We start from the raw sequence: 25,314 nt of genomic DNA, 5'->3' as shown, positions 1-25,314 counted from the left end.
TGGGTGGCGAGAGCCGGCCTCGCCGGTGCGTATCGGCGATTGCGGGGTGAACTAGATCGCCGTGCGAGCCTGTCAAGGCGGCGGTGATTCCGGCGAGCGGCGGTCAGCCGGCGGAATGTCACCCCCGGCAAGCCGCTTACATCCCTCCACCGCAGCCGTCGGAAAGGTTCCACACATCGACGATCTGCTCGCCGGTAAAGCGATGCTCGTGGATCAGGTACTTCGCCAGTCCGCCATACACCTTCCAGCGCCAGCATGGGCAGCAGCAAGGGCCCTTCTCCGCGGAATTGGCCATTGCGTAGTCATAGGCCTTCTGCTCGTCACCGGTGAGCTTCAGGTCGTAGTACGGCATCATCTGCTGCGCCGTCGCCGCCGCTATGTCGTACGGATCGCCGGGGACCATCGGAATGGCGCGGTACTTGGTAAGCCCCTTCACCTGCTCGCCATAGCGCTTCAGCTCCATCGGGCTGCAGCACGAACCCTTGATGCGCGCCATCGCCGGCATGGTCGCGATCGACTCCGTGAACTTGGCCGAGCAGGTGCTGTTGCCGTTTTCGCTGAGATCCTTGAAACGCTTGGCCAACTCCGGATCGTCAGCGGCGACCGCCAAATCCGGCTCCTTTAAAACGCCGGTCAGTGTGGCAACGCCGAAAACGCCGCTCAAAACAACCACTCGTCTGTTTGGGTTCATGGCAAAACTCCTTTCCCGGCTTCAGCCGATGCGCGTGAATATTGGGAATTGTTCGAGCAGCCAGAATGAGAAAGTCGACATTTGCCCGGTGATCATGGCGAAGCCCATGCCGACCATGATCGCGCCGGCGGCGAGCTGCATGAGCCAGCCGGTCCGGCCTATCGCCTTCAGCCGCCGCGCCAGCCCATTGGCGAACAGGGCGGCAAACAAGAATGGGACGCCCAGTCCAAGCGAGTAGATGGCAAGCAGGGTCGCACCCTCGACCACTGTTGCCGACGCTGCGCCGATGGTCAGGATGGCGCCGAGGATCGGCCCGATGCAAGGTGTCCAGCCGAAAGCGAAGGCTAGGCCTAGAACGTAGGCCGATGCCGCCCTGCCGCCGGGGATGTCGGCGTGAAACCTCGCTTCACGCATCATCCAGGAAGGGCGTAGAAGGCCGGTGAGGAAGACGCCGAACAGTATGACGATGCCGCCCCCGATAAGGTTCAGCTGCACGTGGTGGCTGAGCAGCAGGCGGCCAAGGGCTGAGGCGCTAGCGCCTAGCGCAATGAAGACGGTCGAGAAACCGAGCACGAAATAGAGGCTCAGTCCGACCGCCGACAAGCGGGCCCTCCCGCTGGGCGCCCCGTCCGTTGCCGTTCGGCCGGCAACGTACGAGACGTAGCCCGGCACCAACGGCAGCACGCAGGGCGAGAGGAACGAGACCGTACCCGCTGCGAACGCGGCCAACACGCCGATATTCGAAATTTCGGGCATAGGTTAGCACCACGCCGCCGTTGATGTTGGGCTCATTTCCCAGCCCTTGCCTGCTCGATCAATTTCTTCAGGGTTGCCAGGTCGGTCGCGCCGGGAAAGATCTGGTCGCCGGCAACGAAGCCTGGCGTTCCGGTGATCCTCAGCGCCTGCGCCAGTTCCGCGTTGCGGTCGATCGATGTCTGGATGTCCGGCTTCTGCATATCGCTTTTCATGCGCTCCACATCGAGTCCAGCCTCGGCGGCGATCTTGAGCACGACCGCCTCCGTTACCCTTGTCCTCGACCCGTACAGCGCCTTGTGGAACTCGCGATATTTGCCTTGCTTGTCGGCCGCGAGCGCAGCCTTGGCCGCGAACACCGAATCCGGGCCGAGGATGGGAAATTCCTTGTAGACGATCCTGAGTTGCGGATCGTCGGCCACGGCCTGTTCCATGATCGGCGCCATCACACGGCAATACGGGCAATTATAGTCGAAGAATTCGACGAGGGTGACATTGCCTTGCGCATTGCCGCCGACGGGGCTCTGCCTGTCGCGGAAGACGTCGTCCGCGCGCGCCTTGAGCACCTTCCTGGCTTCGGCAGCCTCCGCTTGACGCTGGCGCTCATCCAGACTTTGCAGCGCCTGCACGAGAACCTCCGGATGCGCCAGGATATAGTCATGGATCCGCTGGTCGAGCTGGTCCTGGGACATTTCGCCGGCCGCGAACGCCGGTCCCCGCTCACCTTGAAAACCTGGATTGAGCATGAACCATCCTGCCAGTGCGGCGAGCAGAATGGTGCGAAAAATGCCTCCGGAGAATCGGCTCGTATGCGCCTTGGTAGACATATGCTTCCCTTTCTTTTTCGAAAGCGATGGTCCTGCCTCACAGCAGGTTCTTCGGTTTCGCCAGCCAACCTTCGCCCTGCTCATGATGCGGGCGCTCGACATTGTTGGTGAGCGCGTTGACGAAGGTGACGAGGTTGATGGACTGGAAGTTGAGCCCGTGGAAATTCCCCCGCCAGCGGCCCTCCCTGTCGATCACATGGGTGACGATGCCGTGCATCTGATAGCCGTCATCGGTGAGCGTGAACTTATGGCCAAAGGCTTCCGCCAGTTTGCGGGTCGCATCCCCCGGCTGGTCCGGAGCGGTGGTCAGGAACAGCCAGTTGACCGGGTCGAGCCCATGGGTCGGCCCGTAGGCCTTGAGCACATCGGGCGTGTCTTTCTTCGGGTCGGTGGTGATGCTGATGAAGACGACCCGATCCTTCATCGGCGTCGAGTTCACCATCTTCTGGACCTCGGCGATCTTTTCGGCATGCAGCGGGCAAACGTCCGGGCATGAGGTGTAGATGAAATGGAGCACGACGACCTTGCCGGTGAGATCGGCCGGCCGCACGACGCGCCCATCGGCAGCGCGCAGCGTGAAGTCCGGCATCGGCTTGTCGATCTGCTGGAAATACTTCTCATCGCTCTTGAGCATGGCGTCGATGTCGTCCAGCGAATGCGCCCGGGCGCTATGAACGAAGCCGACGGCCAACGCCGCAAGCGCGATCATGCCGAGCAGCAAACGCGTCCAACTCGACTCGTGGCGTGTCCGAACAGGCATCGCTCATTTCTCCTTCTGATCGTCGGCGATACGGCCGCGGATAAAGTCGACCATGTCTGGAGCGTCCCACTCGGCCGGGCCGATCAGCCGGCCGATCTCCTTGCCTTGCCGGTCGATCAGCAGCGTCATCGGCAGGCCGACGGCGCCAAGCGTGAACATCGCCTTGGCCGAGGTGTCGATGTTCAGCGCAAGGTGCGTGACGCCGGTCTCGGCGAAGAATTTCTTCACGGCGTCGGGGCCCTTCCGGTCCATCGACAGCGCGACGACCTCGAAATCCGGCCCGCCGAGCTTGGCCTGCAGCCGGTCGAGTGTCGGCATTTCCTTGCGGCAGGGCGCGCACCATGTCGCCCAGATGTTGAGCAGCACCACCTTGCCGGAATAGTCGGCGAGCGTTTTCGGCTGGCCGGCGGCGTCCGCGAAGCCGATCTCCGGCAACGCGGCGGGCGTGTCGAGAATGGCGAAGTTCTGCGGCGCCTCCGACGCCGCTGCGGGCAGCGAGGCCGCGAGCAGCATTGCCGAAAGGGCCAAGGCCAGCTTGCTTGCGATCATGCGCTCATTCCGTCGCATAGACGGTCGGCGCCTTGCCGTCCTTGGTGAAGGCGTAGATCGTCCAGGTTCCATCCTTCTCGCCGCCCATGCCGGGCGCGCCAGCGGGCATGCCGGCGAGCGTGATGCCCGCGATGGCCGGCCGTTCGGTGAGAAGCTTCTTGACGATCTCGACAGGCACCAGGCCGTCGACGACATAGCCGTCGACCATCATGGTGTGGCAGCCTTCGAGATCGGCCGGCACGCCGGCATCGCTGCTGATCTGCGAGAGATTGTTGACGGGCTTGATGTCGACCTTGAAGCCGTTCTGCTCGAGATAGGCGGCATAGGCCTCGCAGCAGCTGCATTGCGGGTTCTTGTACATCACCGCATTGATCGTCGCGGCAAGTGCCGGCAGCGGCGTTGCGATCGCGAGGCCGAGGGCGGTCAGCGCGTAGGTCAGTTTCATTTTGCGGTTCTCCTTGGTTGATGGGTTGGTTTGAAAATCAGGTCACCCGGAACACGGTCATCAGACCGGCCATCTGGTGATCGGCGACATGGCAATGCAGCATCCAGTCGCCGGGATTATCGGCGACGAAGGCGCATTCGACCGTATCCTTCGGCGCCAGGAGCACCGTGTCCTGCCATTGCCGGCGCGGAACAGGCGAGCCGTTGCGGGAAAGCACCGACAGGCTGAAGCCATGAACATGCATAGGATGCCACCAGGCGGTTTCGTTGCGCATGGTGAGGTGGCAAGTGGCGCCGCGTTCGAGCGTGAACTGCGGCGCCATGCCGGCATGGCCATCGCCGGTCATCGACATGCCGTTGATCGCCCAGGCCGCGCCTCCGTTCATGCCGGGCATCCCCATGCCCATCATGCCGCCAATGCCGGCAAGTTTGCCGCCGCCCATCATGCCGCCCTGCAGCACGATCTCCTGGCGTATCGCGTTCGATAGGTCGGGTTCGGGTAGCGGATTGCGCGGCAGCGCGACGGGCGCTGCGAGCGGATGCGCCCTGAGCGGCGATGTCTGGTCGTAGGCGAGCGTGGTGAGCCTGTAGGCGAGGCCGTCATAGAAATCGTCGATCACGTCGTGCCGGCTGCCCGGATCGCCCTGCATGTCGAGCGCGATGTCGATGCGCATGGCCGGCGCCAGCACCAAACGGCCGTCTTCAGGCTCATGCGGGTCGCAGGGCTGACCGTCGATCGCCAGCACAACCGGCCGGTGGCCTTCGAAGCGCAGCGCCATAATGCGGGCAAGCGAGGCATTGGCGAGCCGCAGCCTGACACGCTCGCCGGCCCGCACGTTTTGGTCCGCCGACGCCTGCCCGTTGATGGTGACGAGATTGCCGACGCGGCCGGACATCGAAGCATCCATCATGCCGCCGAAGCCACCGGCGATCTGCCCGTCACTGTTGAGCCGCCAGTCCTGCAGCAGCCATAGAAGGTCGCGGTCAAAGGCGACTGGCTCGGCCTCCTCGACGATCAGCGGGCCGGCCAGTCCGCGGCCGATCTGCACCAGGCTGTCGGCATGCGGATGGTACCAGAAAGTGCCGGCATCCGGCGGCGTGAACTCGTAGACGAAGCTTTCGCCCGGCCTGATGGGCTGCTGCGTCAGGCCCGGCACGCCATCCATGGCGTTCCGCAGGCGGATGCCGTGCCAGTGGACGGTGGTGTCCTCACTCAGTCTGTTTTCGACGGCGATACGGACCGGCTGGCCTTGCCTAAGCCGGAACGCCGGACCGGGGACGGCGCCGTTATAGACCCAGACAGCGGTGGGCGGACCGGCCTTCCCGCTGAACCGGGCTTCACCAGGCGCGACTTTGATTTGGCGTTCGTCGACGGCGGAGGCGCGCGCCGGGCGCAGCGAAGCAGATATGGCAGCCCCCGCCGCTGCCGCGAGAAAGGCGCGGCGCGATAAGTGATACTTGAAATCGTATTTCACTCTTCAAACCCTTGGCGATCTCGATCGATGGCGAACGGCTCGACAACGAACTGGATTGCAGTGCGCGCCCACGGCGCAACGATGCGCGCGCAGGCGATCAGGCGCCGGGGATCAGCCGTGTTGCGGCTGAACGGGCGTCAGGCGTTGGGTCTGGGAGGATACGGGTCGGGCATGGAACTTCGCCCGTGCAGGAACGGAGTCGGCAAGGCCGATGGTTGCTGCACCGAGGGAACCGGGACTACCCCGAAAGCCTGTGGCAGCACGGCGAGCGCTGGCGCGACGCAGACCGCCGGACACTGAACGGGACTGCCTTTAGCGCCCGTGTCCTTGAGGCAGGCGCTGCAATCGCCCTTCATGGGTGTCTCGGCCATTTTGCCCATGCCCATATCGGCTGGCATCGTCATCGCGCCCGCCATGCGGACTGGCATGACGCTGGCCTGGGCGGCGGACAGGCTGAACCCCGCGGTCAGGAAGACCGCGAGCAGCATGACAATGAGATGTTTTGGCGAAAGCCGAGCCATGATCGGCTCAGGCTGACGGCAAAGAGCGGTCTTTGCAAGTCCCAAGCCCGTGATCGCCCGCCGCTGCGACATCAAGGCCGGACCCAAGCCCTCTGCCCAAACGGTGCGTCGCCTCACCGGTACTCGAAGATCGAGCGGAAGATTCCGGGCGCCACCACGGACAGCGGATTGATGTTGAGGGTTGGCTTGTTGGCGTTGCCGCGCAGCCGGTAGGTGACTCCGATCAGGCCGCGGTCGCGTCCGTTGCCGAGCAGCGGGCCGAACAGCGGCAATTCGCCAAAAATGCGGTTCAGCCCATAGACCGGCATGAAGGTGCCGGTCATGTCCATATTGTTGTTCTGGTCGTAGAGCGTGCCCTGGAACGTGGTGCCGATGCGCGGACCGCGCAGCAGGCCGTTTGCCAGTCTGAGATAGCCGGTTCCTTTGTCGATCTCGGCAAAGCCGCGCTCGAATTGCACCCTTGAGGTATCGATGTCGGCCTTGACCGCCTGGTTGAGGCTGCGCGTGTCGCCGGCCGGCTTGGTCGACACGATCGACGCGAGCTTCGGCTCGTTGACGACATAGAAATTGCTGGCGTCGACCTGGCCCTTCATCGGTCCGTCGGTGGCGCCCGCGAGCGACAGCGTGATCGCCCCGCCCTCCATATGCTCATAGATGTTGAGGAAGCGCAGGATGGCCCCGGCATCGGCCGATTTCATCCTGAGCGACCGGCCGCCGTCGCCGGTTGTGTTCCTGACCGTGATCGCGGCGCCGGAACTCGCCGTCGCGCTGACGTCGAGGCCATTCACCCGGGAACCGGCAGCGCTGTAGTTGAGCTTCAGGTTCGACAGCGCTTCGTCGTGAAAGCCGGTGAGCGACTTCACGTCGGCGCTGACCGAGATCGCGTCGGCGCCGGCGCTTTTTGTGGCTGTATCGACATCGGAGGTGAACTGCTTGATCAGCGAACGGGCGTCGAGAGAATCGCCGCTGACATCGACGGCGTAGCTCTTGCCCGACCGCTTCACCGAGACGGCGACGTCGTCGCCCCGGTTGAGCGCGACCTTGCTGAAGCGGGCCGAGGACAGCGCCCCGTTGACCAGCGTCACGTCGCCGTCCACCGAAAAGCTCTTTCCGTCGAGATTAAAGTCCGACAGCGTGGTGGTGCTGCCGGACTTCGCCATCGTGAAGGTGACCTTGGCCGGAATGCCGGCGCCCTTGCTCCACCCCGCCCAGGGGATGTCGAGCCTTGCGTTGGTCAGGTCGGCCGAGACGTTCTGGCTGCCCTCGCCGCTCTTGTCGATCGCCACCTTGATGGTTCCGGCAAGCAGCGGCGAGAGGCCCGGCATCGTGGCGTCACGCGTCTTGTCGTCGAGCAAGAGCGCCACCTTGCGACTGCGCGGTGGCCCATCGTCCTCAAGCGGCTCGACCAGGTCGAGCTCCGCCGGAATGCCGTTCAACTTCGCCTTGGCCGATATCACCGCGCGGTCGGGGCTGACGGTGATCGACCCGTCGGCCTCGGTCACTGTCTGGTCCTCGAACGGCTTGGCCAAAGAAAGATCCTGGTAGTCCAGCGCCACCAGCCAGTCGAGCGTCGAGGTGTCGACGCCGGAGGTCAGCGGAATGTCGGCTCGCACATGCCCGGTGACGGTGCCGCTCAAATCCTCCGGCGCGAGGCCGACATGGCGCATGGCGTTGATCGGCTCAAAAGAGGCAAGCTCGGCGATTGCCGGCGCTTCTCCGGCGACGTCGATGTCGAGCGCGCCTATCACGGGCGAAACGTTCGCCCGCTTCACCGTCAGCGTGCCGCCGCTTGCCGCCACGGTGCGGCCGCTCGGCATATAGACGCTGCCCGAAGACAGGCTGATGTCGACGTCGTTGCCATGGAAGGCGACGACGCCGACGGCGTCGCGGATCGGCGGAATGCGGCCCGCCGTGTCGAAGCGCGAGCCCTCGACCTGGAAGCGGCCGAATACCTCGTCGCCGGAAAGCGGAACGCCGTTGCCGAGCCGCCCCGGCACGACCTGGAACTGCAGGTTGGCGTCGACCACACGGCCGCCGAACAGATTGTCGAGCACCCAAAGCCGCGCGTTGCGGGCGGAGAACCAGGGCCACAACTGCTTCACATGCGAGACCGGCATGTCGTGGACGTTGAGCGAAAGCGACACACCCGGGGGGCCATTGTCGATGAAGGCGAGCGAAGCCGTGCCCAGCACCTCGCTCGCACCGCCGGAGCGGACGCCGATCTGCTCGGCGACAAGCTTGCGGCTCTTGGTCTGGTAGACGCCGGCGACGCGGGCGAGGAACTGAAGCGCCGGCTCCGGCGATTCCGACGGCGCGAGTGTCGAGCCGTCGCTGACGAGGTCATAGCGGTAGGACGGCTCCTCGCCCGCGGCCGCCGGCTTCGGGCCGATCGAGCCGGAGAAATCGAATGTCGAGCGGCCGCTCTTGATCAGCAGCCTGTCGATCGAGACCTTGTTCGATCCCGCCACAAGCGTGGCATTGGCATCGACGTCGGCCGGCAGCAGCCCACGCGAGCCGAGATCGAGCACCGAGCCGCCGAGCGACAGCGAGGCCGTCAGCCGCGATGGCGTTTCGCCGGACGCTTCGGCGCCCGAAAACTTCAGCGCAATCGTACCAAGCTTGCCGCCCTGGGCGGCGGCGTTTCCGCCGCCGGAGCTTCCCTGAACCGGGGTTCCACCGGCGTCCGCCACCTCGAGGCTGGCATCCAGCGATGCGATACGCCTGGCGCCCGGATCGCGTGCCGCGGAGGCGGTCAGGACGACATGCCGGCCGTCGACATCGGCATCGGACGAGAGTTCCATGCTGCCCGTGCCGGTCTGCGCGACCGTGGCCTCAGCGACGGTCACGCGCTTGATCGATCCACCGGCCGGCAGTTCGAATTCGACATTGCGCAGCTCGACCTGGCGCATCGAATCCGCGCGCACCGCGTCCAGCGCTTCGTTGACGCCGGAAAACACCGCCGCGGACACTTTCTCCGGATCGACGAGACCATCCTCGTTGCGCAGCGCCGCCGTCCAGTCGCCGCCGCCGGATGGCATTGCCGCGACCATGATGCGGGCATCGGAAAACCTGGCGCTGGTCAGCCGGATTTCGCCGGACAATAGCGGCAGCAGGCGCATGCCGAAGCGGACGCGCCCGACATCGGCCATCGGTTTGCCGTCGGCCGTCTTCAGGCTGACGTCGCTGACCTGCAGGGCAACGAAGCTCGACCCGTCGAGCGTCAGCCGCGCCGGCCCGACGGTTACGTTGACATCGACGCCGGCGAGCTTCTCGATGGCCGTCTCGGCCTCGGCGCGCAGCCGCTCCGTGCCGATGCCTGACGTGCCGAGCGCGTAAACGCCGCCTGCGGCCAGAAGCACTAGCGCGCAGAGCCCGGCGAATATCCGACCGATGATGCGGAAGCGGCGGCGCACCAAAGCGCGGCCGAGCGGCGGCTCGCTGCACGCGGACGGAAACGTTCCCAGGTCGGTGATCTCGTCACGCCTGAACCTGATCTTCTCGTGCTGCGGTTGCTCCTGATCCAAGCAATATTCCGTTGTAAACGAACTCGTCGTGGACGAATCCCCGCCTCACGTTATATCGATGCTCGATCCGCGCGTAACCTCGGACAAGGGCATCGATATGGCTGATCTCGACGTGGGCGACGTTGCGCCGCAATTCGATCTTCCGCGCGACGGCGGCGGCTCCCTCAGCCTCGCCTCACTCCGGGGAAAGCCTGTCGTACTCTACTTCTATCCGCAGGACGACACCACAAGTTGCACCAATGAGGCGATCGGCTTCTCGCAGCTCAAGCCGGAATTCGAGAAGGCCGGTGCCGTGGTCATCGGGCTGTCCCCCGATAGCGTGAAGAAACACGACAAATTCAAGGCGAAATACGATCTTGCCGTCGATCTCGTCGCCGACGAGGAGCGCAAGGTGATCGAGGCCTACCATCTGTGGGTCGAGAAGACCATGTATGGCCGCAAATATATGGGCGTCGAGCGCGCCACCTTCCTGATCGGCAAGGACGGTCGGCTCGCCCGCATCTGGCGCCAGGTACGCGTCAAGGGCCATGCCGAAGAGGTGCTGGCAGCGGTGCGCGCTCTCTGACGCGGGGACCGCCTGGCTTTCGCGGCATCGCCGGCCGGTTTTGCCGGCCTTTCCCCGCCGCAACCCGCCACCCGCAATGCGTGAATTGGTACGGGAGCATTGCGGCCAGCAAAGCTTTGTTAACCCTAATAATGTTTAATCCCGGCTGTCGTTGGAGTCGTAACGAAAGCTCGGTCCCGTGAAACCAAACGGTCAGTCAGCGGTCTTCGGCAGGCGTAAGGAGCCCCATACGGTCATTATCGCCAGGGGCAACGAGATCAGGCATTTCACCATCCGCCCCTGGCTTGCCGCCTTCATCGGATCGGCGCTCGCGGCGATCGCCATCGGCTACCTGCTCGCCACGTCCTACCTTGTGCTGCGCGACGACCTGATCGGCGCCACGACGGCCAGGCAGGCGCGCATGCAGCAAGGCTATGAGGACCGTATCTCCGCGCTTCGCGCCCAGGTCGACCGCATCACCAGCCGCCAGCTTCTCGACCAGCAGCTCATGGAGACCAAGGTCAGCGAGTTGCTGGCCAGGCAGACCCAGCTCAGCCAGCGCCATGGGCGGCTCGGGCCGATCCTCGAACGCGCCGAGAACGAGGTCGGCGACGTGCCCGCCGCCGGCGATACCGCAACGAAACCTGACGAGCACGCCGACGCAACCGGCAGCCTTTCGCAGGCCCCGACCTATTCCGTCGCATCCTTGAGCGCTGGCGACACCAGGCCTTTCTCGCTATGGTCGACACGCTCCGATCCGCTCGACAGCGAAACCGCCGCGGATCGTGCCGACAAGCTGTTCGTATCGATCAACGCATCGCTCAAGGCCATCGAGAACCAGCAGCTTACCCGCGTCGCCACGCTCGCCGACAACGCCTATAGGAATGCCGATGCAATCTCGCAGGCATTGGAGGCTGCGGGCTTGCCGGTCGACGCCGAGCTCGACAAGAACGATGTCGGCGGACCGCTAGTGCTGCTGGATTCCTCGATGATCTTCGACAGCAAAGTCAAAGAGCTGGACGAAGCTCTTGATGCGCTTGATCAAGTTAAAAAAGAGGCGCGCAAGCTGCCGCTCACCAATCCCGCGCCAGGCCGCGCCGTCACCAGTCCGTTCGGCGTGCGCACCGATCCGATCCTCGGCACGGCGGCCTTGCACACGGGAATGGATTTCAGGGCGCCGATCGGCATGCCGGCCAAGGTCACGGCCGCCGGCATCGTCACCAAGGCGGGCTGGAACGGCGGCTATGGCCGCATGGTCGAGGTCGACCACGGCAACGGTTTTGCCACGCGCTACGGGCATCTCAGCGAGATCGACGTCACCGTCGGCCAGAAGCTCGCCGCCGGCGACGTGATCGGCAAGACCGGCAGCAGCGGCCGCTCCACCGGCCCGCATCTCCACTATGAAGTGCGCCACAACGGCGAGGCGGTCGACCCGCTGCGGTTCCTCGCCGTCGGCAAGAAGGTCGCGCAGTACCTTTAGCCCGCGTCGCTTTCGGCGGGGCCGGAGATCTCCTTCACATCTATCCACAGTTCGACTGGCAGCAGTTGCCTCGGATTGACTCAGCTCAAGTTGTAGGATGATATGCATCACCCTATCGCCTGACATTGATTTGAACCGCTGATGACCACTCACAGCCTGTCGCCGGACATTCTCAGCGCCCTCGAAGGCGCAGTCGGACGGAATGGCCTCACCGCCGACACTGCCGGAATGGCGAAATACCTTGGCGACTGGGCGGGCGATTATCGTGGCGGCGCCCTCGCGGTGCTGCGGCCCGGTTCCGTCGCCGACGTTCAGGCCTTGATGCGTCTCTGCTGCGAGCTCGGGCTCGGCGTTATCCCGCAGGGCGGCAACACAGGGCTGGTTTCGGGAGCCATCGATACCAACGACGCCAGCCTGGTCGTCGTCAGCCTGGAGCGGCTGAACACCATCCGCCGGATCGATCCTGATAACTTCACACTTGAGGCCGACGCCGGCTGCGTGCTGCAGACGATCAAGGACGCGAGCGAGGCCGAAGATTGCCTGTTCCCGCTGGCGCTCGGCGCGCAAGGCAGCTGCCAGATCGGCGGCAATGCCGCGACCAATGCCGGCGGCGTCAACGTGCTGCGCTACGGCATGGCGCGCGATCTGATCCTCGGGCTGGAAGTCGTGCTTGCCGATGGCGAGTTGTGGAACGGCTTTTCCGGCCTGCGCAAGAACAACAGCGGCTATGACCTGAAACAGCTTTTCATCGGCTCGGAGGGCACGCTCGGGATCATTACCGGCGTCGAGGTCAAGCTGTTCCCGAAGCCGGCCCGCGTCGAGACGGCCTATCTCGGTCTCGCCTCGTTCGAAGCGGCCGTCGCGCTGTTCAACCGGGCGCGCCGGGCCTGCTCCGATCTGATCTCCGCTTTCGAGATCATCGGCTCGGAATGCATCGAGCTTGCCCGGCTGATCGAGCCTGGAATGACGGCGCCTGTCGCGGCATCCGTCCAGGTGCTGATCGAATTGTCCTCGGGGCCAAACATCGACCTCAACGGTCTGCTGGCGGGCTTCCTCACAGATGCGATGGAAGACGGCTTGGTAATTGACGCGGTTCTCGCCGCCAGCGGCGCGCAAGCCAGGGCTTTCTGGTCGATCCGCGAAGGGCTCGTCGAAGGCCAGGCCAAGCGCGGCTATCACGTGCGCACCGACCTCTCGGTGCGCATTTCCGATATCCCTTCCCTGGTCGAGCGCGCCCGCCGTTTCGTCGCGCTCGAACATCCCGGCTGGATCGCGCTCGCCTATGGTCATGCCGGCGACGGCAATATCCATTTCAACGTGCTGCCGCCACTCGACCATCCTGAGGCGGAAGCCCGCGCGCGCGGCGCGGAAGTCACGGCGGGGCTCTATGACATCGCCGTCAGTCTTGGCGGCTCGATCAGCGCCGAACATGGCATCGGCCGCAGCCGTCGGCGCGAATTCTGGGACGGGCTCTCGCCGGCGCATCGCCGCATGGTCGCCGCGCTGAAGACCGCGCTCGACCCCAAGGGGCTGATGAACCCGGGCTGCCTGCTGCCCTCGATGGAGACCCTTCCATGAAGCAAAGACTGGCCGCCATCGGCACCGTCGAGACCCTGCCGCACCGGGTCGCCGCCTTCCTCAGCCGCGAGATCGAATCCGGCGAGCTGATCCCCGGCGCGCGCCTGCCGACCGAGCAGGAGCTTTCCGAGAAATTCGGCGTCAGCCGCAATGTCGTGCGCGAGGCGATCGCCCAGCTCAGGGCCGACGGCATGATCGAGGCGCGGCAAGGCATCGGCGCCTTCGTGCTGGCGCCCGAACAGAGGGCCGCCATCCGCATCGACCGCGAGGCGCTCAAGGACACGCACAATATGGAGCGGCTGTTCGAGCTGCGCTGCATCCTCGAGGCCGAGTCGGCGGCGCTCGCCGCAGCGCGGCGCGGGCAGGAGCATCTCGATTCGATCAAGGCAGCGCTCGACCGCATGGGCGGCGAGGAGCGCTGGGAAGAAGGCAGCATCGACGCCGACCTGCTCTTCCATCGCGAGATCGCGCGCGCCACCGGCAATAGCTACATCCATACGTTCATTTCCTTCGTCTGCGAGCAGATCCGCCACTCGATCCACTATGCCCGCATGACCAACCCGCTGCACGATCTCGTCGAGATCAATGTCGGCGAGCATGTGCGCATCTACGAGGCGCTGGTGGCCGGCGATCCGTCGGCGGCGGAAGCTGCGATGCGCGCTCACATCATCGGCGCGGCCGATCGCGTCGGGGTCAAGCTGCCGCTTCGCAAAACCGGTGGAGCGAAATAGCCATGCCGGCGAGCCTCGCCCGTATCTCCGACGTCTGCCTGCTGGTGGAAAACATCGAGCGGACAGTCGACTTCTATGTCGACAAACTCGGCTTCCGCCTGCGCCGCCGCGCAGAAGGCTTTGCCGATTTCCATGGCGAGGGCGTGACGCTCGCCGCCTGGGAGCTCGACCACATCAACCGGCATACCGGCGTGTCGAACCTGAGATCGCCGCGCCATGCGCACAAGGTTTGCGTCGCCGTCCAGCTCGACACGCCGGCCGATATCGACCGGCTCCATGGCGAGTTGAGCGCCAAGGGCGTGCCCTTCTACGGGCCGCCGGAAAACTGCGTCTGGAATGCGCGCTGCGCCTATTTCACCGACCCGGACGACACGCTCTGGGAGCTTTACGCCTGGCTCGACGGCGGCCCTGGCGACTACCACGACGAACAGCCGTAGACGACGCCGCGCCGAGGGAGCGGCGCTTGGAAAGAAGAAGTCTGCAACAGGAGCGAAAAATGAGTGGGAACAGGGATTTCGAATTGAACCGACGCACTTTCGTGACAGGCGGCATAGCAGCGGTGGCGGCCGCGTCGGCCGGTATGCAGTTGGTGCTGACGCCAGGCGCCAGGGCAGCCGGCAAGGTCGTCATCCAGTATGACTGGCTGATGTCCAACGGCCAGATCGGCGACATCGCGGCGGTCACCAACGGCTATTTCAGGGATGCCGGGCTGGAGGTTGAGTTCAGCCCGGGCGGCCCCAACGCCTCGACGGTGCCGCCGGTGGTCTCGGGCGCCGCGCAGCTCGGCCAGTTTTCCGAAACGCCGCAACTCTATGCCGCGCGCGCCAGCGGCGTTCCGGTGAAGATCATCGCCTGCGGCTTCCGCACCGGCCCTTATGCGCTGACCTCGAAGCCGGCCAAACCGATCCGCAGCGTAGCCGACCTCAAGGGCAAGAAGATCGGCATCCAGCCGACGGCTCGATTCGTCATCGACGAGATCCTGGCCAAGAACGGCATCGATCCGTCCGAGGTCATCATCGTCAATGTCGGCTTCGACAAGGCCCCGCTGGTGCGCGGCGATGTCGACGCCATCGGCGGCTGGATCACCAACACCCAGGCGCTGAGCGTGGTCGGCGACGACCGCATCGACCTTCTGGTGCGCGACCTCGGCCTCGCCTCCTATGCCGATGTCTATTTCGCCACCGATGCGGCGATCGAGAAGGACTCCCAGACGCTGGCGAAATTCATCGGCGCCGTCGGCAAGGGCTGGGGCTGGGTGCACGCCAATCCGCAGGAAGCGGTGAAGAAGATGGTCGCCGCCTATCCGGAAATGGATCTCGGCTGGGAAGAAAAGACCGTCAACCTTGTGCTGAAACTTTCCTTCGACGGCGCGACCGCCAAGGACGGCTGGGGTACGTTCGATCCCGCTTCGATCGAGGAGCAGCTGGCCCTGCTCGACAAGGTCGGCCAGTATCCGAACGGGCGCCCGGCCGCCAAGGATGTCTACACCACCAAGATCCTGGAGCTCTCTGCCGCCGAGCGGCCCAAACTCGACGCGCCCGCGGCCTGATGGCGAGCGCGATCGAAGCCAACAAGCTCGATGTCGGCTATGGCAGCCGGCAAACGGCCGTCAAAGTGCTCTCCGGCCTCGACTTGACCGTCGCGGCCGGCTCCTTCCTGTCGATCCTCGGCCCGTCCGGTTGCGGCAAGTCGACCTTGCTGAGGGTGGTAGCGGACCTGCTCGATCCGCTCGGCGGCACTATCAGCGTGCTCGGAGAGACGCCGCACACCGTGCGTTCGCGCCGCGACGTCGGCTTCGTCTTCCAGGATTCCACTTTGCTCCCCTGGCGCACGGTGCGCGACAATGTGCGCCTGCCGCTCGGCGTCGGCCAGCGCAGCCTGACGCGCAGAATCGAGGACCGCAGCGCGGAACTGCTGGAACTGATGGGGCTCGGCGGCTTTGGCGAACGCCTGCCGCATCAGCTTTCCGGCGGCCAGCGCCAGCGCGTGGCGATCGCCCGCGCGCTGCTTGGCGAGCCCAAGCTGCTGTTGATGGACGAGCCGTTCGGTGCGCTGGACGAGATCACCCGCGACCGCCTCAACGACGAATTGCTGTCGCTTTGGCGGCGCACCGGCACGACGATCCTCTTCGTCACCCATTCGATTGCCGAGGCCGCCTATCTCGGCGAACGCGTCATCGTGCTGGCCGCCAATCCGGGGCGCGTGGTCAAGGACCTCGATATGCGGCCCTTCAAGCAGGACGGCAACCGCTGCAGGCGCGAGGATCCGGCGATCGTCGCCGCCATGGCCGAACTGCGCGCGGCGCTGGAGCGCGCATCGTGAGACCGGCGCCGCTTTCCCCGCAAATGACCCTTGCGCTGCCTGTGTTGGGCGCAGCGTCGATTCTTCTCGCCTGGCAATACCTCCTGCCGCTGCTCGGCGTGCCGGCCTATATCGTGCCGACGCCGACGTCGATCTTCGGCGTCTTCCAGAAGAATTTCGCCCTGCTCATCGACAATCTGAGGCCAACGCTGATCGAGGCCCTGGCCGGCTTCGTCATCGGCAATCTCGCCGCGGTGCTGCTTGCCGTGCTCTTCGTGCACAGCCGCATTCTGCAGGCCGCCTATTTCCCGATCGTGCTGTTCTTCAACACCATTCCGATCCTGGCGCTGTCGCCGATCATCATCCTGATCTTCGGCCTCGGCATGACGCCGAAGATCGTCATCGCCGCGGTGATCTGCTTCTTCCCGACGCTGGTCAACATGATCCGCGGGCTCGATTCGGCAAGCGACAGCGAGCACGAACTGTTCCGCGTGCTGTCGGCGACGCGTTGGGAGATCTTCCGGAGCCTGCGCCTGCCGCGCGCTCTGCCGATGCTGTTCTCTTCGCTCCGCATCGCCTCCGCGACCGCCGTCATCGGCGCCATCGTCGGCGAGTGGATCGGCTCGGACAAAGGCCTCGGCGCGCTGATCATCCAGGCGACCTTCAACTACCAGTCCGATCGCCTCTATGCCGCGATCGTGCTGTCGTCGTCGCTGTCGATCGCGCTGTTCTGCATCGTCGTGCTGATCGAGCGCCGGGTGATCAGGTACTGAACAGACGTACCGACCGGTCCGAGCAAAACCCTGCACAGGCCGGTACGCCTTGGTCAGTCCGATTGCGCGGACAGAAACCGGGTCGCCGCCGAAACCAGGGTCGCGGCGCCAACCTTCAATGCCGCTTCATCGACGCGAAACTTCGGGTGGTGAAGCGGATAGACCGATCCGACCTCCTCGTTGCGGATCCCGAGCCGGAAATAGACCGATGGGCGTCTCTGGCTGTAATAGCCAAAGTCGTCGGCAATGGTCCATCCGGGCGTGTTGAGGACGTTGTCTGCGCCGACGCAACTCTTGGCACTGGCGACGATCAGCTCGGTCATCTCGGCATCATTGACGACGCCCGGCTCGCCCTTGTGGATGTCGAGCTCGACACTGGCGCCGTGGCTCGTCGCTATGCCTTCCAGTATTGCGCGAACGCGGCGCCAGGCACGCTCGCGGGTGGCGTCGCTGCCGCTGCGAATGGTCCCTCGCAGGGCGACCTTGCCGGCGATGACGTTGTAGGCGCCGCCACCGTTGATACCGGTCACGGATATTACCAGGGGATCGTAAGGATCGATCTCGCGCGAGACGATCTTTTGCAGTTCGCCAACCATGGAGCAGGCCACGGCAATCGCATCGACGCCCTCATAGGGCTTTGCCGCATGCGCTGCCTCGCCGATAACGACGGCATCGAACGTATCGCATGCCAGCGTGTAGGGACCTGAGCTGACCGCGACCTTGCCGGACGGCGTATAGGGATCGACGTGAACACAGATGGCGGCGTCGACATCGTCGAGAAGTCCTTCTTCCACCACCCGCCTGCCGCCGGACGGCTCGTCCTCCTCGGCCGGCTGGAAGATAAGGCGGACTGTGCCGCCGAAATCGGCTCTCGATTGATGAAGATGCGCGGCAACCGCGAAGCCCATCGATGCATGGGCGTCGTGACCGCACGCATGCATCACCCCCGGATTGTTGGAGGCATAGTCGACGCCGGACTCCTCCTCGATCGGCAAGGCATCGATATCGGCGCGGATGACCAGCTTTCGATTGGACGGCTTGCCGGTGCCGACGATGTCCACTGCCAGCCCATAGCCAGCGACGTCGCGAATGTCGGCTATTCCACGACCGGCCAGCATCTGCCGCAAATAGCGTTGCGTGTTCGCCTCGCGGTTCGACAGTTCCGGATTGCGGTGCAGATGGCGCCGGATCTCGATCATCTGGTCCAGAATGCCGGCATCGATATCGCCCGCAACGGCGCTGCCGGCAGGGCCCGCCATGGCCTCGCCCTCAGGATTTGACATGAATCTCTCGCGGGAACCTAGTCAAGGTCTCATGGCCGGTTTCGGTCACCAGGATGGTCTCACTGATCTCGATGCCCCAACCATCCATCCACATGCCGAGGATGGAATGAACGACATTGCCGGGCGTAAGCACGGTCTTGTCGCCCGGCCTGAGGCTGATCGTGTGTTCGCCCCAGTCCGGCGGATAGGCGACGCCGATGGAATAGCCGATGCGCGATTCCTTCTTCAGCCCGTGGCGTTCGATAACCTTGCGCCACGCAGCCTCGACCGCTTCGGCCGATGTTCCCGGCCTGACCGCGTCGAGCACCGCGTCCATGCCCTCGATCACTGCCTTGGCGGTGTCCGAGACGCGCGTCGGCGTCTTCCCCAGCTGCATCGTTCGTGCCAGCCCGGCCGCGTAGCGGCGGCAGACGCCGGCGAGTTCCAGCGCAATCGTCTCATTGTCTCCGAACCGCCTGTCGCTCCACATGATGTGCGGGGCCGAAGCATTCTCGCCGCCAAGGATCGTTGGCGGAAGAGCGGTGATATCGCCTGCGAAATCCGAGCTGCCGGCGATCTGCGCCGCCTGGATCGAGGCAATGGCATCGCATTCGCGAACGCCCGGGGCAATGACTTCAAAAGCCCGCGCGACGGCGGCTTCGGCGAGAGTCGAGGCCTTGCGCAGATAGGCGATCTCTGGCGCGGATTTGACCGCGCGGATCCAGTTCACCAGGAGATCGGCATCATGCCATTTTGCGTTGGGTAGCCCGGCGACAAGCCGGGCATGCCCTTTCGGAGAGAAATAATAGGCTTCGAGCTCGATGCCGATGTGCCTGTTTCCCCAGCCTTTTGCGACGATCCAGTTGGCGATCCAGTCCATCGGATGGCGGTCGGCCCGTTGGACGTGGTCTTCCGGGAAGCCGACGACATTCTCTGGCTTTATCCAGGCCGTCAGAAGACCGCCCGCCGCATCCATGGCGCGGCCGATCCAGACCGGTTCGGCCTCCTCGATCGGAACCAGCACCACCTGCGGCGTATAGAATGACCAGCCGTCATAGGCGGTGATGTAGTGTTGGTTGGCGACGTCGTTGACGATCAGCAGTTCGAGACCACGCTTCGCCATCTCGCTGCGGATCTTGTGAAGCCGCTGCTGGTATTCGGCGCGGGCAAACGGCAATTCGATCATCTCTCCTCCGTGCTTGCTGGGTCGACAGTTGCTGGTCCGCTCACCATTGAGGCGGCTTCGACATGGAGGCAATCAGCCAAGGGCGGCCCGTGGACAGGTCCTAAAATCGGTCCTGTCCTTCCCGAGCCTCAGGATTCCACTGTCATTATTTTTGAATTCCATTTGACTGAATAAATCTTCTCTGCGGACCTTGCGTCAACTGGGAGCGCAAGCGATGGCGTTGCGGGGGACCAATCAGGAGTTCGGGCGGCCGTACAACCGGCGCATCGTGCTCGAGTCCATCCGCCGCTTCGGCCCCATAGCCCGCGGCGAGATCGCCCGGCATGTCGGCCTCACCGTCCAGACGGTGTCGACCATCGTGCGCGAATTGGAGGAGCAGGGTTACATCCTGTCGGTCCGCGAGGAACCGAAGGGCCGCGGCCTGCCGCCGGCAACACTGCGCATCAATCCGGAAGGCGGTTTCGCCGTCGGCATCCACCTCACCCCGCTCGGCATCGACGCGGCGCTGATCAACCTCAGCGGCGATGTGATCGAGAGCGCGCATCGCGAGGCGCCCAATGCGGCGCCGGACAACGCGTTCGAAGCGATCGGCGCCATGGTCGCCGAACTGACCGGTCGCCGCTCGGGCGGCCGCGTCATCGGCATCGGCATGGCGCTGCCGGGACCGTTCGGCGTCGAACCGATGAGCTTCGTCGGACCGACCACCATGGCCGGCTGGCAGGACGTTCCGCTGCGCGAGCGGCTGACCGCCGTCACCGGCCTGCCGGCCTTCTTCGAGAATGACATAGCGGCCGCCGCGATGGGCGAGCGCCTCTACGGCCTCGGCGCAAAGCATTCCGAATACTACTACCTCTATTTCGGCGTCGGGCTCGGCGGCGCCATGCTGCATGACGGCAGCGCCTTGCGCGGCGCCTGGGGCAATGCCGGCGAGATCGGCCATATCCCGGTTGTCCCCGGCGGCGAACCCTGTCCCTGCGGCAATCGCGGCTGCCTCGAGCGCTACATCTCTCTGGAAGCGCGCGGCCGCTGGGGCGGCGAGGATGCCGACTGGGTGGCCGAGGTCGCGCCGATCTTTCGCAACGCCATCGCCACCATCGAAAACCTGTTCGATCCCGAGACGATCGTCATCGGCGGGCTGGCCTCGCCTGCCCTGCTCGAGCAACTGGCGGCATCGGCCGAGCCGCTGCACAATTCGGTTTCGGCCCGCAGGGATCGCGCGACGTCCCGCATACTGGTGGCGCAGGGCGGCCAGCACACGGTGCTGCGCGGCGCCGCGGCGCTTGCCGTTTCCGGCGTGCTCTCCCCGCGCTTCGGCCAGATCTTCACCGCCAAGCGGCAGAGCGAGGGCGACCTTCTCAAAGGCGGAGACATCGCGGCATGAGCGAACCCCTGCTGGTCCTCGACAACGTCGCCAAGAACTACGGCGCCATCCAGGCGCTGCGCGGCATCAGCTTTTCGATCGGGCGCGGCGAGGTGGTGGCGCTGCTTGGCGACAACGGCGCCGGCAAGTCGACGCTGGTCAAGATCATCGCCGGCGGGCTCGAGCCGACCTCCGGCCGCATGCTGTTCGAGGGCAAGGAGTTCCTCGCCAAATCCCCCGCCGAGGCCAAGGCCGCCGGCATCGAGACGGTCTACCAGGACCTCTCCCTCTGCACCAATGTCGACGTGGTGGCGAACTTCTTCATGGGCCGCGAGATCACCCGCAAGGTGCTCGGCGTTCCGGTGCTCGACGAGCGCGCCATGGAAGCGGTGGTGGCCAAGGCGCTGGCCAATGCCGGCACGCGCATTCCGTCGCTCCGCACCAAGGTCGAGCATCTCTCGGGCGGCCAGCGCCAGGCCATCGAGCTCAACCGCTTTGTCCATTGGGGCGGCAAGCTGGTGCTGCTCGACGAGCCTTTCGCCGCTCTCGGCGTCGAGCAGACGCGGCGCGGCCTCGACATGATCCGCCAGGTGGCGAGCCAGGGCATCGGCGTCGTCATCATCACCCATATCATGCAGCAGGCCTTCCAGGTCGCCGACCGGATCGTCGTGATCCGCCAGGGCGTCGTGGCGGGCGACGTTGCCCGCAACAAGACAAGTCCCGATGCGGTGATCAACATGATCACCGGGGAGACGCTTGCCGGTGCCGGACCGGCGGGCTGAGGGACAAAAGAGGGGTCCGGCGAGAAGAGGAGCGAACGACATGAAGCGACTGCTATTTTCTGTCTTCGGTATCCTGGCCCTGGCTATTGCCACGCTCACGCCGGCATTCGCCCAGTCCAAGGGTACCGTCTACTACCTGGTTCCGACCCTGCTCGACGAATTCCAGACCGGCTCGGTGAGCGCGCTGGAATTGTTCCTGAAGCAGGTCGGCTATGAGATGAAGACGCTGAACGCCGACAACAAGACCGACGCCCAGCAATCGCAGATGAACGACGTGATCGCGCTGAAGCCCAAGGCGATCATCCTCGCCGCGGTCGATTTCAATGCGCTGAAGCCTTCGGTCGAGGCGGCACGCGCCGCGGGCATCCCTGTGGTCGAGTTCGACCGCCAGATCACCGCCACGCCGTCCGACTTCACCTCGGTCGCCGGCACGGTCGAGATCGGCCACATCGCGGCCGACCAGGCCGAAGCGCTGCTGAAGGCCAAGAACGGCGCGGTCAAGGGCAAGATCCTGCAGGTGCTCGGCGACCCCGGCGACCCCTACACGCTCGACATCCAGAAGGGTTTCGAGGAGAAGATGAAGGCGTTCCCGGACGTCAAGATCATCTCGCTGCCGGCCATGCAGTGGGAAGCGAGCAATGCCGGCACCATCGTCGCCGACCAGATGCTCGCCAATCCCGACATCGACCTGATCTTCAGCCACGCCGCGCATCTTTCGGTCGCCGGCGTCGCCTCGCTGGAGGCCGCAGGCAAGAAGCCTGGCGACGTGATGATGATGAGCTCGAACGGCGCGCCGGTCGGCCTCGACCTGATCCGCAAGGGCTGGCTGAATGTCGAAGTCGAGCAGCCGCTCTACGCTCAGGCCGCCGCGGTTGCCATGTTCATGGACAAGGTCGCCAACAAGCAGGAGATCAAGCCCGGCGACTATGACGTGCTCGGCCTGAAGTCGGTGGTGACCAAGGAAGCCTGGGGTCCGAACATCAAGATCCCGGGCGCCGCGATCACCAAGGCGAACGTCGACAACCCTGCCTTCTGGGGCAACCAGAAGCCGCCGACGGATACGGTGAAGTCCGTCGAATAGGCTTGTCGCATCGAGCTCCGGGCCGGCGGCCCGGGGTCTCGCGGCGCGTCCGCCAGCAATGGCCGCGCATCCCGTACTGACGTCAACCGGATCGGCACATGAGCCCACGTACCCGCCATATCCTCGAGCTCGTGCTCGACAATCTCGTCTGGTTCATGCTGGTCTTCGTGCTGGCGGTGTTTTCGATCTTCATTCCCAACTTCTTCCAGCTTGGCATCTTCGCCAACATCGTCGAAGCCTCCAGCGTGCTGGGCGTGATGTCGAACGGGCTGGCGCTGGTCATCATCGCCGGCCACATGGACCTTTCGGTCGAATCGGTCGCGGCGCTCAGCGCCATGGCGGTCGGCATCATGTTCTGCTCGTCCGGCATCGGCCTTGGCGTTCGGCTGCATCCGGAGTGGCTGATGGTGCCGGTGTCGCTCGCCATCGCCCTTGCCGTCGGCGCCATCATCGGCGCCACCAACGGCTTCCTCATCGTCAGGCTGAAGATGAGCGCCTTCATCATCACGCTTGCCTCCTACATCTGGGTGCGCGGCCTGGTGCTGGTCGTTTCAGGTGGGCGCTCGGCGCAGGACCTGGCGCCCGCCATCCGCTGGTTCGGCATCCAGCGCCTCGCCGGCCTGCCGCTCACCGCCTGGATCGCCGTCGGCTGCTTCGTGGTCTTCTCGCTGATTCTCGCCAAGACGCCGTTCGGCCGGCACCTGGTGATGATCGGCGGCAACGAGACGGCGACCTTCCGCGCCGGCATCCGCGTCAACCGCAACCTGATCATCGCCTTCGTGCTTGCCGGCGCGATTGCCGGCCTCGCCGGCTGGCTGCTTGCCATCCGCACCTCCGGCGCCACCGCCAATCTCGGCGTCGGCCTGCTATTCAATGCCTTCGCCGCCGTCGTCATCGGCGGCGTCAGCCTGAAGGGCGGCGTCGGCACCCTGCCTGGCGTCTATGCCGGCGTGCTGCTTCTGTCGGCCATCAACACCGCCATCAACCTGATGGGCCTGCCGGCCAACTTCACCCAGGTCATCCACGGCTTGCTTGTGCTTGCGGCCGTGCTGCTCGACGCTTTCAAGCAAACCATTCGCCAAAGACTCGCATGACAGGACGGGCTCACATGACCGGACGCTTAGAAGGCAAGGTGGCGGCGATCGTCGGCGCCGCGCGTGGCATCGGCAAGGGCATAGCCCAGCGCTTCGCCGAGGAAGGCGCGAAACTGGTCCTTGCCGACAGCGAGGCAGAGGCCGGCAAAGCGACCGCCGACGAATTGGGTGCCGCCTTCATCCACACCGACATCTCGAAGATGGCCGACGTGGAAGCAGTGGTGGCGTTGGCGCTGCAGCGTCACGGACGTCTCGACATCATCGTCCAGAACGCCGGTATCTATCCCTGGCAGTTGATCGAAAACACCAGCCCCGAGGATTGGGACCGCGTCATGGCGGTCAACCTGCGCGGCAGTTTCAACGCCGCGCGTGCAGCACTTGCGCCGATGAAGGCGCAGGGCAGCGGCCGCATGCTCTTCACCTCCTCCATCACCGGGCCGCAGGTGAGCAGCCCCGGCCACGGCCACTACTCGGCGAGCAAAGCCGGCATCAACGGCTTCATCCGCGCCGCCGCGCTCGAGTTTTCCGGCTACGGAATCACCGTCAACGGCGTCGAGCCCGGCAACATCCTGACCGAGGGCATGAAGCTGCACCGCGACAAGGCCTTCATCAAAAGCATGGAGGATGCCGTGCCGCTCGGGCGCCTGGGCACGCCGCGCGACGTCGCCAACGCCTTCCTCTTCCTGGCCTCGGACGACGCCAGCTACATCACCGGGACGACCATCGTCGTCGACGGCGGCCAACTCCTGCCCGAAGGCCAGGATTTTAGGCTAACGCCGCCGTGAGTCTTGATTGGTGCCGGGAAACTGGTGGGCGATGACGGGCTCGAACCGCCGACATCTTCGGTGTAAACGAAGCGCTCTACCAACTGAGCTAATCGCCCGCTCCGGGCCGGACCTTTAAGCAGTTAGGGCTTCATTCGCAAGGGCCAATGAACGGCTGGCGCACCCGCTGTCGGGCGGATTTCCCCAGCGCCGGCGCACTTGTCAAAAAACCTTCTCCAGTTTGCTGTTATGCTCACATGCCGCGCTTGACACCCGCAAACGAACCCCTTATCCAGCGCCCCAACGACGAACACGCCTGACACGTGCTCGTCAGTGCGCGGGTGTAGCTCAGTCGGTTAGAGTGCCGGCCTGTCACGCCGGAGGTCGCGGGTTCGAGCCCCGTCACTCGCGCCAGTCTTTTCAATAAGTTAGCCATTGGGATAGAGGTCAAAAGTCTGAACGCCAGACCGGCAATTCGGACTTTTAGGTCGTTTTGTTCCCCTGGAGAGGCCGCCTTCCCTCGCGCCGAGCCTCGGCTGCTCTTCTACCTGTAGCTAGTCAAATCCGGATCCAGGTCCTGCTATAATTCCGAATGGCCGTCCGAATAGTGGTTGTCCTGGCGCTTCTTTTCGCGTTCGCCTATGGATTCGCAAAACTCGTGGAACGCTACGGCGGCGTTGGCGATCGGCCCCCTCCGTGTGAGCAATTGTCTGATTGCCCCGACCCAAATGCGCCGCCTCCAGAGCCCAAGCCTAAAACGGGCTAGTCACCTGGAACCAAAGTAAGCTTCATTTTGTTCGGCTTCTGTCACAAGAGCAGGAGTTTGATCGATGG

Annotated in this window: 24 protein-coding genes and 2 tRNA genes; 14 read left to right on the top strand and 12 right to left on the bottom strand. The window is 64.7% G+C overall.

Annotated features, from left to right (window positions below; genetic code table 11):
- Positions 1–136: 136 nt before the first annotated feature.
- From RFN30_RS24505 to RFN30_RS24465, 9 genes are all read right to left on the bottom strand, one after another.
- Positions 137–691, bottom strand: a complete 555-nt coding sequence (locus tag RFN30_RS24505) for a hypothetical protein (RefSeq protein ID WP_320264652.1) — start codon at positions 689–691, stop codon at positions 137–139.
- A 21-nt stretch (positions 692–712) separates the two neighbouring features.
- Entirely contained in the window at positions 713–1,447 is a 735-nt protein-coding gene (locus tag RFN30_RS24500) for a cytochrome c biogenesis CcdA family protein (RefSeq protein WP_320264651.1), read from the bottom strand.
- Between the two features lie 32 nt (positions 1,448–1,479).
- Entirely contained in the window at positions 1,480–2,271 is a 792-nt protein-coding gene (locus RFN30_RS24495; RefSeq protein WP_320264650.1) for a DsbA family protein, read from the bottom strand.
- 37 nt (positions 2,272–2,308) lie between these two features.
- Positions 2,309–3,031: an SCO family protein gene (locus RFN30_RS24490; protein ID WP_320264649.1), complete on the bottom strand. Its 723-nt coding sequence runs from the start codon at positions 3,029–3,031 to the stop codon at positions 2,309–2,311.
- Positions 3,032–3,034: 3 nt separating this feature from the next.
- Entirely contained in the window at positions 3,035–3,580 is a 546-nt protein-coding gene (locus RFN30_RS24485; protein WP_320264648.1) for a TlpA disulfide reductase family protein, read from the bottom strand.
- Between the two features lie 4 nt (positions 3,581–3,584).
- The gene (locus RFN30_RS24480; RefSeq protein WP_320264647.1) at positions 3,585–4,025 is read right to left on the bottom strand and encodes a DUF411 domain-containing protein; all 441 of its coding nucleotides are present in this window, start codon (positions 4,023–4,025) and stop codon (positions 3,585–3,587) included.
- A 37-nt stretch (positions 4,026–4,062) separates the two neighbouring features.
- Positions 4,063–5,499 carry a multicopper oxidase family protein gene (locus tag RFN30_RS24475; protein WP_320264646.1) on the bottom strand — a complete coding sequence of 479 codons (1,437 nt, stop codon included), beginning with the start codon at positions 5,497–5,499 and terminating at the stop codon, positions 4,063–4,065.
- Positions 5,500–5,636: 137 nt separating this feature from the next.
- Complete coding sequence (locus RFN30_RS24470; RefSeq protein ID WP_320264645.1) at positions 5,637–6,020, bottom strand: hypothetical protein; 384 nt, start codon at positions 6,018–6,020, stop codon at positions 5,637–5,639.
- Positions 6,021–6,133: 113 nt separating this feature from the next.
- Complete coding sequence (locus RFN30_RS24465; protein WP_320264644.1) at positions 6,134–9,544, bottom strand: DUF3971 domain-containing protein; 3,411 nt, start codon at positions 9,542–9,544, stop codon at positions 6,134–6,136.
- A 97-nt stretch (positions 9,545–9,641) separates the two neighbouring features.
- Here RFN30_RS24465 and RFN30_RS24460 point away from each other — a divergent pair, with 97 nt between their 5' ends.
- From RFN30_RS24460 to RFN30_RS24425, 8 genes are all read left to right on the top strand, one after another.
- A complete protein-coding gene (locus tag RFN30_RS24460; protein ID WP_320264768.1) occupies positions 9,642–10,109 on the top strand; it encodes a peroxiredoxin in 468 nt (155 codons plus the stop codon).
- A 178-nt stretch (positions 10,110–10,287) separates the two neighbouring features.
- Positions 10,288–11,568 (top strand): M23 family metallopeptidase, encoded by a 1,281-nt coding sequence (locus RFN30_RS24455; RefSeq protein WP_320264643.1) that lies wholly within the window; start codon positions 10,288–10,290, stop codon positions 11,566–11,568.
- Positions 11,569–11,709: 141 nt separating this feature from the next.
- A complete protein-coding gene (locus RFN30_RS24450) occupies positions 11,710–13,146 on the top strand; it encodes an FAD-binding oxidoreductase (protein WP_320264642.1) in 1,437 nt (478 codons plus the stop codon).
- Positions 13,143–13,877, top strand: a complete 735-nt coding sequence (locus RFN30_RS24445) for a FadR/GntR family transcriptional regulator (protein WP_320264641.1) — start codon at positions 13,143–13,145, stop codon at positions 13,875–13,877. The genes RFN30_RS24450 and RFN30_RS24445 overlap by 4 nt, the downstream gene beginning before the upstream one ends.
- Before the next feature lie 2 nt (positions 13,878–13,879).
- Complete coding sequence (locus RFN30_RS24440) at positions 13,880–14,314, top strand: VOC family protein (RefSeq protein WP_320264639.1); 435 nt, start codon at positions 13,880–13,882, stop codon at positions 14,312–14,314.
- 59 nt (positions 14,315–14,373) lie between these two features.
- Positions 14,374–15,426: an ABC transporter substrate-binding protein gene (locus tag RFN30_RS24435; RefSeq protein WP_320264638.1), complete on the top strand. Its 1,053-nt coding sequence runs from the start codon at positions 14,374–14,376 to the stop codon at positions 15,424–15,426.
- A complete protein-coding gene (locus RFN30_RS24430; protein ID WP_320264637.1) occupies positions 15,426–16,199 on the top strand; it encodes an ABC transporter ATP-binding protein in 774 nt (257 codons plus the stop codon). The genes RFN30_RS24435 and RFN30_RS24430 overlap by 1 nt, the downstream gene beginning before the upstream one ends.
- Positions 16,196–16,951, top strand: coding sequence for an ABC transporter permease (locus RFN30_RS24425; protein ID WP_320264636.1), 756 nt, complete (start codon positions 16,196–16,198; stop codon positions 16,949–16,951). The genes RFN30_RS24430 and RFN30_RS24425 overlap by 4 nt, the downstream gene beginning before the upstream one ends.
- Before the next feature lie 53 nt (positions 16,952–17,004).
- On the opposite strand, the gene RFN30_RS24420 is transcribed toward RFN30_RS24425, so the two are convergent.
- Positions 17,005–18,234 carry a M20 metallopeptidase family protein gene (locus tag RFN30_RS24420; protein ID WP_320264635.1) on the bottom strand — a complete coding sequence of 410 codons (1,230 nt, stop codon included), beginning with the start codon at positions 18,232–18,234 and terminating at the stop codon, positions 17,005–17,007.
- Positions 18,221–19,399 carry a M24 family metallopeptidase gene (locus RFN30_RS24415; protein WP_320264634.1) on the bottom strand — a complete coding sequence of 393 codons (1,179 nt, stop codon included), beginning with the start codon at positions 19,397–19,399 and terminating at the stop codon, positions 18,221–18,223. The genes RFN30_RS24420 and RFN30_RS24415 overlap by 14 nt, the downstream gene beginning before the upstream one ends.
- 214 nt (positions 19,400–19,613) lie before the next feature.
- Between RFN30_RS24415 and RFN30_RS24410 the strand changes: the two genes are divergently transcribed.
- The 5 genes from RFN30_RS24410 (at position 19,614) to RFN30_RS24390 (ending at position 24,501) form a co-directional block, all read left to right on the top strand.
- Positions 19,614–20,780 carry an ROK family transcriptional regulator gene (locus tag RFN30_RS24410; RefSeq protein WP_320264633.1) on the top strand — a complete coding sequence of 389 codons (1,167 nt, stop codon included), beginning with the start codon at positions 19,614–19,616 and terminating at the stop codon, positions 20,778–20,780.
- Positions 20,777–21,541 carry an ATP-binding cassette domain-containing protein gene (locus RFN30_RS24405; protein WP_126093568.1) on the top strand — a complete coding sequence of 255 codons (765 nt, stop codon included), beginning with the start codon at positions 20,777–20,779 and terminating at the stop codon, positions 21,539–21,541. Before RFN30_RS24410 ends, RFN30_RS24405 begins: the two co-directional genes overlap by 4 nt.
- 40 nt (positions 21,542–21,581) lie before the next feature.
- Positions 21,582–22,622: a sugar ABC transporter substrate-binding protein gene (locus RFN30_RS24400; protein ID WP_320264632.1), complete on the top strand. Its 1,041-nt coding sequence runs from the start codon at positions 21,582–21,584 to the stop codon at positions 22,620–22,622.
- Positions 22,623–22,720: 98 nt separating this feature from the next.
- Positions 22,721–23,716, top strand: a complete 996-nt coding sequence (locus RFN30_RS24395; RefSeq protein WP_320264631.1) for an ABC transporter permease — start codon at positions 22,721–22,723, stop codon at positions 23,714–23,716.
- A gap of 14 nt (positions 23,717–23,730) precedes the next feature.
- Complete coding sequence (locus tag RFN30_RS24390; protein WP_320264630.1) at positions 23,731–24,501, top strand: SDR family NAD(P)-dependent oxidoreductase; 771 nt, start codon at positions 23,731–23,733, stop codon at positions 24,499–24,501.
- A 22-nt stretch (positions 24,502–24,523) separates the two neighbouring features.
- On the opposite strand, the gene RFN30_RS24385 is transcribed toward RFN30_RS24390, so the two are convergent.
- A tRNA-Val gene (locus RFN30_RS24385) sits at positions 24,524–24,599 on the bottom strand.
- A gap of 218 nt (positions 24,600–24,817) precedes the next feature.
- Between RFN30_RS24385 and RFN30_RS24380 the strand changes: the two genes are divergently transcribed.
- Positions 24,818–24,894: transfer RNA gene (locus RFN30_RS24380), tRNA-Asp, on the top strand.
- Positions 24,895–25,314: the final 420 nt, after the last annotated feature.

Origin of the sequence: Mesorhizobium dulcispinae, assembly GCF_033977345.1 — a bacterium.
GTDB lineage: Bacteria > Pseudomonadota > Alphaproteobacteria > Rhizobiales > Rhizobiaceae > Mesorhizobium > Mesorhizobium dulcispinae.
Note: the sequence above shows the minus strand (reverse complement) of the source record. Positions and strands in the feature narration are given on the sequence as shown.